This is a genomic window from Pseudorhodoplanes sp., from assembly GCF_035565795.1.
Classification (GTDB): domain Bacteria; phylum Pseudomonadota; class Alphaproteobacteria; order Rhizobiales; family Xanthobacteraceae; genus Pseudorhodoplanes.
This window is the reverse complement of record NZ_DATMRV010000267.1, coordinates 1-8,951: the sequence shown is the minus strand read 5'-3', so window position 1 is coordinate 8,951 and position 8,951 is coordinate 1. Positions and strand designations below refer to the sequence as shown.

At 63.4% G+C, this 8,951-nt stretch carries 9 protein-coding genes; 6 read left to right on the top strand and 3 right to left on the bottom strand.

What is annotated here, in order from left to right; translation table 11 throughout:
* Both VNZ93_RS24030 and VNZ93_RS24025 read right to left on the bottom strand, forming a co-directional pair.
* Positions 1-389: precorrin-2 dehydrogenase/sirohydrochlorin ferrochelatase family protein (locus VNZ93_RS24030; RefSeq protein ID WP_325711488.1), on the bottom strand; the 389-nt coding region annotated here is incomplete at its 3' end.
* A gap of 243 nt (positions 390-632) precedes the next feature.
* Positions 633-941, bottom strand: coding sequence for a hypothetical protein (locus VNZ93_RS24025; protein ID WP_325711485.1), 309 nt, complete (start codon positions 939-941; stop codon positions 633-635).
* A 238-nt stretch (positions 942-1,179) separates the two neighbouring features.
* Here VNZ93_RS24025 and VNZ93_RS24020 point away from each other — a divergent pair, with 238 nt between their 5' ends.
* The 3 genes from VNZ93_RS24020 to VNZ93_RS24010 all read left to right on the top strand — a co-directional run bounded on the left by VNZ93_RS24020 (position 1,180) and on the right by VNZ93_RS24010 (position 4,570).
* Positions 1,180-1,479 carry a hypothetical protein gene (locus tag VNZ93_RS24020; RefSeq protein ID WP_325711482.1) on the top strand — a complete coding sequence of 100 codons (300 nt, stop codon included), beginning with the start codon at positions 1,180-1,182 and terminating at the stop codon, positions 1,477-1,479.
* Positions 1,480-1,619: 140 nt separating this feature from the next.
* Positions 1,620-3,272 carry a M23 family metallopeptidase gene (locus VNZ93_RS24015; protein WP_325711479.1) on the top strand — a complete coding sequence of 551 codons (1,653 nt, stop codon included), beginning with the start codon at positions 1,620-1,622 and terminating at the stop codon, positions 3,270-3,272.
* A 71-nt stretch (positions 3,273-3,343) separates the two neighbouring features.
* A complete protein-coding gene (locus VNZ93_RS24010; RefSeq protein WP_325711476.1) occupies positions 3,344-4,570 on the top strand; it encodes a lytic murein transglycosylase in 1,227 nt (408 codons plus the stop codon).
* Here the strand turns inward: VNZ93_RS24010 and VNZ93_RS24005 are convergent.
* Positions 4,567-5,514 (bottom strand): LysR family transcriptional regulator, encoded by a 948-nt coding sequence (locus VNZ93_RS24005; RefSeq protein ID WP_325711473.1) that lies wholly within the window; start codon positions 5,512-5,514, stop codon positions 4,567-4,569. The genes VNZ93_RS24010 and VNZ93_RS24005 overlap by 4 nt on opposite strands.
* A gap of 141 nt (positions 5,515-5,655) precedes the next feature.
* On the opposite strand from VNZ93_RS24005, the gene VNZ93_RS24000 reads away from it, so the two are divergent.
* From VNZ93_RS24000 to VNZ93_RS23990, 3 genes are all read left to right on the top strand, one after another.
* Complete coding sequence (locus VNZ93_RS24000) at positions 5,656-7,443, top strand: thiamine pyrophosphate-binding protein (protein WP_325711470.1); 1,788 nt, start codon at positions 5,656-5,658, stop codon at positions 7,441-7,443.
* Positions 7,444-7,470: 27 nt separating this feature from the next.
* Positions 7,471-8,337: an ABC transporter ATP-binding protein gene (locus tag VNZ93_RS23995; protein WP_325711467.1), complete on the top strand. Its 867-nt coding sequence runs from the start codon at positions 7,471-7,473 to the stop codon at positions 8,335-8,337.
* The coding region (locus VNZ93_RS23990; protein WP_325711464.1) for an ABC transporter permease at positions 8,334-8,951 on the top strand (618 nt) is incomplete at its 3' end. The genes VNZ93_RS23995 and VNZ93_RS23990, both read left to right, overlap by 4 nt.

Below are 8,951 nucleotides of genomic sequence, written 5' to 3'. Positions count from 1 at the left end.
GGTGACGTACCGCCCGTCCCGATCGCGACCACGACGTCGCCGCGATCGACAATCGACGGAAAGATGAAGGTGGAGAGATCCGGCCGGTCTACGATGTTGACCGGTACATTCATCGCGCGCGCCTGCGCGGCCAGTTGCTGGTCGATATCCCTGCCCGCGGAGGCAACGAGCGCGACCACGCCAAGAAGATCCTCGTCGTTCGGCAACCCGATCCGCACTTCGACATCCTGCGCCTCGGGCTCGTCTGCCACTTCCTGTGACAGGACATGCCAGCGAACACGCGCGCCGGCCGCTTTGAGGATGCGCAGCTTCGCGAGGGCTTCGCGGCCGTCGCCCACGAGAATGACCGGACCAGATGCCAGATCGAAAAACAACGGCAGGAAACGCATTGAGGCTCCGTTTGCGGTTGCGCGCCATACTCTTCCGATGTCCGCCTGTATGACATTGCACCTGCGAAATGTGCTGCCGAAGTTGAAGCGGAAGTTGGAAATCCCCTCTCCGAAACAGCGCCCGGACGAAAGAAACCTGTTCGACAGAGCCCGTCAGCCCGCGACTCGTAGAAAAAATGCATCGCGCAACGAAAAAGCCCCGGCCGAGGCCGGGGCTGTTCCCGCTGGTAAAACATCTCGCGGTTACTGGTTCGGACTGGCCGGACGAGGCGGAGCGGTGCGCTCGGCCGGAGGTGCCGGATTTGCTTTCGGCATTGGCGCCGGGGCCGATTGCGTCGGCGCGGCCTGACCGGTCGTCGCGGGGCGCTGGCCGGTATCGGCGGTGCGGTCATCGCGACCGATAAAGCTCAAGGCAACGATTAGAACTACAAGTGCCGCGATGCCACCGATGATCCAGTTCCAGTTGAAACCGCGATCGTCGGCATATCCATATCCGGGCTCGTTCGAGGGGCGCCGGTTCGGGTCCATCCGATTGGGATCGTAGTCGGACATGAGAGGTTCTCCCTTGCTGCGAGTGCCGGATCCGCGGCACACCTCACGCGACAACCACGCAGCACCGCCATCGTTCCTGCGTTTTTCCTTCTGCGCGTGCGGCGCCGTTAAGCCGCAGCACTTGCGATTGCAGGAACCTATCACCGGCAGAAACGTTGCCGCGCCATCGGAATTATCGTCTCGCCGCGCTCGCAAGTCTCGCATAACGGCGGGCCAATCTCGGAACGGGAGAACTTGGATGAACAGGATTGTTGTCGCTGCGACCGCTCTCTTGATTGCTGCATCGACTGCATCGGCGCAGAAAGATGAAGGACGCGGCGACGGAAACAAGGACCTGACCAATTGTCCGCCCGCCAGCTCGCAACAGACCACCGGCTCCGCCTCCGACGATGCAAATGCCGTGGAGAAAAGCGCAATTCTTCCATCCGCGGAGGGCCATGAGAAGTCGGCGGCGCCGACGGTTCAGCGCGATGGCCAATCGGTCGAAGCACGTACTGATTGCCCGCAGGATTCCGGACAGCCAAAGCCGAATGGCTGACGCTACCTGACCGACCGAATTGCCACAGCGGCCGCGGATTCCTCAAGGATTCGCGGCCTTTTTACCGCGCTGCGCGCAGAATCCGGTTTCATCCCCCGCACGATGGCGTTTAGATCGCTCCGCAATTGGAGTAGCGCACGTTGCGGATTTTTGCCGTCCTTAGCCTGATCGGTGTGCTGACCAGTACCGCCGTTGCGACTGCCGAAACGTGGCCGGTCGCGCAAACGGAATCGTTCACGGCGGATTGGTCGGCGGCGCGTGCGGCCCTGCCTGCTATTCAAGACGCCGGCCCGCAGACCGATGCGCTGGCGGTCGCAACAGCGTCCGCATCGAAGCGCTTCCCGGCGATTGCCGACAGCCCGGTGCCGGTTCTCCTGCCGCTCTCGCCTGTCGAGGCCACAGATCGCCGCGCCGAGGACGTCAACCGGGTCGAGAACGACTCCGCCGGATTCGAACCAACCAAATTCTTATACGTCGGCCCGACCGGCTATGACGCGACATTCGTGTTTCGCACCGGGGACGTGTCGGGCTTCAACGACATTCTCTTCCGGGATCCCGTGGTGGTGCAGATCTCGGCATTCACGCTTCTCTACCAATTGCCGGAAGCGAAGGGCGCGACGATCCAGCAACCGGGCGACATCGCCAAGGACTTCCCCGGTATCCGCAAGCAGATCCTCGAGCACACGCTGCGCTACAGCTTCGAGCGTTTCGGCATTCCTTATGTCGTCTCGGTCCAGTGTTTCGACGGACCCCAGCGTCGTACGCGCCTTGCCTGTCGCAATGCCGACCGGATCGCGCTGCGTTTCCTGCGCGCGCTCCGCGTGGTTGGCGGCAATCCGGCGGCGTCGGTTGCAACAGCAGCACCGGAACCAATCAAGCGACCCGAAACGCAATCCGAAGCGTTCCGTTATTACCCGGTCGGCAAGCTGGTCCCCGGCTCGGGCATGCGCGCACCCGCAGGCGATCCCGATCGTACCGTTTATGCGCGGATCCGCTTCCCGGCGGCCGTTGCACCGGCCTATGTCAACACGCAAACCTTCCGCCGGCGCAGCGCTCTCGCGATCCGACGGACACCCCCGGCCTCACCGGGTGACAAGACAGATCACGATTCACAGCAGGAAACAGCCGTCTATACGTGGCGCGACAATTTCTGTGAGCGCCGCGATTTCGGCGTCGGTCAATGTCCGTCCGGCCGCGGTCATCAGGGACAGGACATTCTCGGCGTGACCTGCGAACCGGGGCCGCGCAAGCGTGACTGCACCGCCAATCGTGATGCCGTGGTCGCAGCGCGTGAGGGCATGATCCTGCGCGAGAGCTGGAATGACTCATTCTTCCTCGTCACCAATGCGCAGGGTGAGCGCGTGCGCTTTCGTTACCTGCACATGCATCCACGCCGACTGGACGACGACAACATTTTCAGCGGGCGCCTCGTCAAGGAGGGCGATCCTCTCGGTACCATCGGAAATTATAATCGCCGGCCGGGCATGACTACGACGCATCTGCATTTCGAACTTCAGGTGCCGACGCGCGACGGCTATGTGCGCGTCAATCCGTATGTGACGCTCCTCGCCGCCTATGAGCATCTGATCGGCGCGCGCGGCCGTGAGGTGATCCAGCCTTCGCCCGGTGACGCTGCCGACGCTTCAACCGAGGCCGGTGCGTCGGCGCTCGCAGTGGCCGCCACGCACCCCGACGCGAAGATCGTAGCCGGCTCGGCAAACAAGAATCAGGCGAAGGCCCGGCACAGGGCCAGGGTCCGCCTTGCGAAGATGCACGGGCGCAAGCGACGTTAGGGCGCACCCGCCGATCACGCGGCGGTAATCCGGCAGATTGCCGCCAATCCCGCATCCGATAGAATCGCGGCATGGTCCCGACCCGCGATTCGATGATCGACCGGCGCCGCCTCTTGCAAGGCGCCTTCGCCGCCACCGCCTCGCTGGCGCTGCCCTCGGAATTGCAGGCGCAGCGCGCGTCGCAACCCTTCGATCAATGGATCGCGTCGTTTCGCACAAAGGCGACAGCACGCGGCATTTCCGGATCGACCTACGACCGCGTCATGTCCCGCCTGAAGCCCGATATGGCGGTGTTCGCGTTGCAGCGGTCGCAACCCGAATTCAAGGAACAGCTCTGGCAATATCTCAATCGTCGCGTTTCGGAATGGCGAATTGTCACCGGCCGCGAACGCGCGAAGCAATATGCGTCGCTGCTCAACAGGCTCGAAGCGGACTTCGGCGTCTCACGTGTAACACTGCTCGGACTGTGGGGCATGGAAACGGCCTACGGCGATCCGATCGTGTTTCAGAACCACATGCGTCCGGTCTTTCCGTGCCTTGCCGCACTCGCCTGGGGCGAGCCGCGACGACGCGCCTATTGGGAGACCGAACTGCTCAACGCTTTGCGCATCGTCGAGCGCGGCTGGAGCACCCCGGCCGAGATGCGCGGTTCCTGGGCTGGTGCGATGGGGCATACGCAGTGGATGCCGGAAGTCTGGCTGAATATCGGCTCCGACTATGACGGCGACGGTCGCGCCAATCCGTTCGGCCGGCCCGACGATGCGCTTGCCGGCACGTGCCGGTATCTCCTTCAGCGTGGTGGCTATCGTCGCGGCGAACCCTGGGGCTGCGAGGTGAAAGGACCCTCACCGAGGGGGGCGCGCACATATGCCGAATGGGAAAGGGCCGGCGTCGTACGCGCCGACGGCAAGCCCTATCCGGTGCCCGGAGCGCGTGCGAGAGGTTGGGTGCCGGTTCCGGGAGGGCCGAAATTCCTTATCGGCGCCAATTTCGATGCGGTGAAGAGTTACAACCCGTCGATGAGCTATGCGCTTGCCATCTGCCATCTCGGCGATTGCGTGACCGGCGGCGGGCCCTTCGTGCAGGCATTCCCGAACAGCGAACGCGCACCCACGCTTGCGGAGGTGCAGGAGATCCAGCGGCGTCTGACCGCGCTCGGCTTCGATACGGGAGGCACCGACGGTCGCGTCGGGCTCGAGACCATGCGGGCCGTGGCGAACTTTCAGCGCAAGGCGAAGATGGAGCCCGACGGCTATGCCGGCGTGAAGTTGCTCGCGCGCCTGCGGCAGGCCAGCTAGCGAGCAGCCGCCGACGTCAGGTTGCCGCCGCGCGACGCGATCCATTCGGTCAGGAATGACACGAAGGCTTTGACCTTCAACGGCGTCTCCGGAGAACGGGGATAGACTGCAATCAGCGGACGCGCAGCCACGCGGTATCTCGAAAACAGCGGCACGAGATTTCCGGACGCGAGATCGTCCGCAACCACATAGCGCGGCAGCAGCGCCGCACCGAGCCCAGCGATCGCGGCCTTGCGCAAGGCCAGCGCGCTGTTCGAGGAAAAGGTGCCCGTCACCTTCACGGTCACCGGTCCGCGCGGGCCCTCGAAACGCCAGAGCCGGTCATTCGGCAACGCGCTCTCGTGCAGCAGGCATGGAAATCGCGCGAGATCGGCAGGTACCCCCGGCCTTCCCTCGCGGATCAGAACCGAGGGCGCGGCGCATACAAGCCAGTCCATTGGCGCAATCGGTGTCTCCGTCAGCGACGCATTGCGCGCGGGCGCGAATTGCAGGACCACATCGAAGCCGCGCTTGCCGAAATCGGTCGGACGGAACGACACATTCTCCAGAATGACCTGGACATGCAGCTTCGGCTGCGCGCGAGCGAAGGCGATGATGGCGTCCGACAAATGCAGCGCGCCGAACGACTTGGGCGCGGCAAGACGCAAAGTGCCGGACGGCTCCGCCGGTGTTTCGACCAGCGCCCGCTCCTGCCCCTCGATGTCACGAAACATCTGCTCGCAGAAGGTGAGATACGAACGCCCCTCGTCCGTGAGATCCAGAGATCGCGTGGTGCGATGCAATAACGGCACACCGAGCCGATCTTCCAGCGCTCCCACATGACGCGAGACGAGTGCGCGCGACAGACCGAGCTGCTTCGCAGCGACAGTGAAGCTGCCGGATCGCGCGACGCGCACGAAGGTTTCCATGGTCCGGAAGCGATCCATCGTATTGTTCACTGTCATGCAACAATGTGGTTCGCATCTAGCGGCTTTTATGAACCAATGTCAAAGTGCTATGGTGGATTCAAAGAACGCGGGCACGAAAGCCCGCTCACATCAGGGACGGACGCCGCTCAGCGCAATGCGCACCAATTGGATTTCTCGATGAACAAGTACGCGACGCCCGCAACCAGCGCGGCGCAGGTTGAAACGCCCGTTCCCGCAGGCGTGAATGCGCCAGGATTCGGCAGCGATGTCGTGGCCGAGACGCTGCGCGCGCTGGACATTCCCTATATCGCGCTGAACCCGGGCGCGAGCTATCGCGGCCTGCATGACTCGCTCGTCAACTATCTCGGCAACGAGCGGCCGCAGATGCTGCTCTGCCTGCATGAAGAGAGCGCCGTCGCGATTGCACAGGGCTACGCCAAGGTAACCGGCCGGGCGATGGGCGCAATCGTGCATTCCAATGTCGGGCTGATGCACGCGACCATGGCAATCTTCAACGCGTGGTGCGATCGCATGCCTGTCGTCGTGCTCGGCGCCACGGGCCCTGTGGATGCCAACAAGCGCCGGCCCTGGATCGACTGGATCCACACCGCGCGCGATCAGGGCGCGCTCGTTCGCGGCTATGTCAAATGGGACGACCAGCCCGCCTCTCCTGCCGCCGCCCGTGAAGCGCTGATCCGGGCCACCAACATCGCCAACGCGATGCCCCAGGGCCCGGTCTATGTGAATCTCGACGCCGAGATGCAGGAAGCGAAGCTTCCCGAACCGCTGCCGCCGATCGACGTGGCGCGTTATCGGCCACGCATTTCGACGGGGCCGGGTTCGCAGATGCTGAACGAAGCGGCCGACCGTCTGCGAAAGGCGAAGCATCCGGTGATCCTTGCCGGCCGCGCGTCGCGCAGGCTCGACGCGTGGAACGCGCGTATCGCGCTCGCGGAAGCACTGAATGCGAGTGTCCTGACCGATCTGAAGATCGGCGCATCATTTCCGGGCGATCATCCGCTCCATGTCGGAGCACCCGGAATGATCCTCCCCGACGCTGACGGTCTCAAGGCGCTTGCCGAAGCCGATGTTATCCTCAGCCTCGACTGGGTGGAACTCGGTGGCGCCCTGAAGGCTGCAAAGACCGACGCGTTCGTGATTTCGGCATCGCTCGATCAGCACATCCACAATGGCTGGAGCATGGATCATCAGGCACTGCCGCCTGTCGACATGCTGATCTCCGCCGATCCCGACGAAGTCGCGATCGCGCTTTCGAAGGCAATCGGCGCACCGGCAAAGCCTGTCGCGCTTCCGGCTGCACCGCGCGCGATGGCGAAGCCGGTCAAGAGCGACAAGCTTCAGGTCGAGCACCTTGCCTATGCTGTACGTGAAGCCGTCGGCAATCGCGAAATATCTCTCACGCATCTGCCGCTGTCATGGAATGGCGCGTGGTGGCCGTTCCGGCACCCGCTCGACTTTCTCGGCTCGGACGGGGGTGGCGGCGTCGGCGGCGGGCCCGGCATTTCCGTCGGCGCAGCGTTGGCGCTTAAAGGATCCGGACGGCTGCCGGTCGCAATCTGCGGCGACGGCGATTACCTTATGGGCGTGACCGCACTCTGGACAGCGGCGCATTACCGCATTCCGCTGCTGGTGGTGATCGCGAACAATCGCTCCTTCTTCAATGACGAATTGCATCAGGAGCGCGTCGCTCGCATGCGCAACCGTCCGGTCGAGAACCGCTGGATAGGTCAGCGCATGTCCGACCCCGACATCGATCTTGCAGCCATGGCCAGAGCGCAAGGCGCGGAAGGCTTCGGCCCGGTACATACCGAGAGCGAACTTGCAACTGCGCTGAAATCGGCCATCGCCGCCGTCGAAGGCGGTGCAGTCGCCGTGGTCGATGTCCGGGTCGAACCGGGCTATGCTCCGTCGATGACGGCCATCATGACAAGAAAATCGGAATAGCCGCCGGGAGGAAACCTTGGGGAAGACATGTCAGCAACCGTGACCGCGATCCGACCCGCCCCTGCATCATCCGGCGACGACGGCATTCTGGTCGTCAAGGACGTGACCAAGCGTTTTGGAACGCCCGACGGCGTCGTAACCGCCGTGGACCATGTCTCGCTCTCCGTGCGTCAAGGCGAATTCCTCGCTGTGATCGGTCCGTCCGGCTGCGGCAAGTCCACATTGTTCAACGTGGTCGGTGGCCTGCTCGGCGATTACGAGGGCGAGGTCACCGTCGCCGGTGAGCGCATCACCGGACCACATGCATCTGTCGGCATGGTCTTTCAGGAAGAGTCCACATTCCCCTGGCGCACCGTGATCGAGAACGTCTCGTTCCCACTCGAGATCGAAGGCATGCCGAAGGCCAAGCGTCACGACAAGGCGCGGCATTTCATCAACATGGTCGGGCTGAGCGGCTTCGAGAACCGTTACCCTTCCGAACTCTCCGGCGGCATGCGCCAGCGCGTATCGCTCGCACGCACGCTCGCCTCCGAACCGAAAATCCTCCTGATGGACGAGCCGTTCGCCGCCCTCGACGAGCAGACGCGGCTTCTGCTGGGTGACAAGGTTCTGCAGATTCAGCAGGAGCTGAAACAGACCACGCTTCTCATCACCCACAACATCACGGAAGCGGTCCAGCTTTCCGACCGGATCATGGTGATGACCTACCGCCCCGGAAAGATCAAACGCATCGTCGATATCGACCTGCCACGCCCCCGCACCTCCGACATCGTCGGCAGCGATGCCTTCGGCCATTACGTCGCGCAGATCTGGAGCGACCTTCGCGAAGAGGCGAGCCGCGGCCTGGCAGAATCTGAAGCGCAGGCCCGCCTCGCGCCGGGACGGCGCACGTGAACGCCGCCCTGTCCCGCTCGCGAGTTGCGCCTGTCCTGCTCGGGCTGGGGACTCTCGCTGCGTTCATTGTGCTGATGCAGGTGCTCGTCGTCACCGGCGTGTTGAACAAGTTCATCGTGCCGCCGCCGTCAGACGTAGCGCGCGCATTCGAACGCGTGATCGTCGAGGAGCAGATCGTCGAACGCTTCATGCTGACGATGAGGGAATGCATCTCCGCGGCAGCCCTCCTTGCGATCTTCGGCATCTCCATCGGTACGCTGCTGCACAAGTTCAACATCCTGCGCCAGGCGACCGAAACCTGGGTCGCGGCAGCCGCGGCGGCACCGACCGTCCTGATGTATCCGCTGTTCATGGTGATCTTTGGCCGCTCCGCGACCACCATCATCATGATGGGTTTCGTTGCGGGTCTTCCGGCCGTCATCCTCAAGACCATCGAGGGCCTGTCCTGCACCAGGCACGTGCTGATGAATGTCGGCCGGAGCTTCAAGCTCTCGCCTTGGCAGATCTTCTGGAAGATCCAGCTTCCGTCCGCGCTCCCGACGATCTTCACCGGTTTTAAGCTCGGGCTGATCTTCGCGCTCATCAATGTCGTCGGCGTGGAATTCCTGATCAAT

What these genes read in the sequence shown, in the direction of transcription:
- VNZ93_RS24005 (WP_325711473.1), bottom strand. Translation starts at nt 5,514, where the DNA reads ATGACAGTGAACAATACGATGGATCGCTTCCGGACCATGGAAACCTTC.
- VNZ93_RS23995 (WP_325711467.1), top strand. Translation starts at nt 7,471, where the DNA reads ATGTCAGCAACCGTGACCGCGATCCGACCCGCCCCTGCATCATCCGGC.
- VNZ93_RS24020 (WP_325711482.1), top strand. Translation starts at nt 1,180, where the DNA reads ATGAACAGGATTGTTGTCGCTGCGACCGCTCTCTTGATTGCTGCATCG.
- VNZ93_RS24000 (WP_325711470.1), top strand. Translation starts at nt 5,656, where the DNA reads ATGAACAAGTACGCGACGCCCGCAACCAGCGCGGCGCAGGTTGAAACG.
- VNZ93_RS24010 (WP_325711476.1), top strand. Translation starts at nt 3,344, where the DNA reads ATGGTCCCGACCCGCGATTCGATGATCGACCGGCGCCGCCTCTTGCAA.
- VNZ93_RS24025 (WP_325711485.1), bottom strand. Translation starts at nt 941, where the DNA reads ATGTCCGACTACGATCCCAATCGGATGGACCCGAACCGGCGCCCCTCG.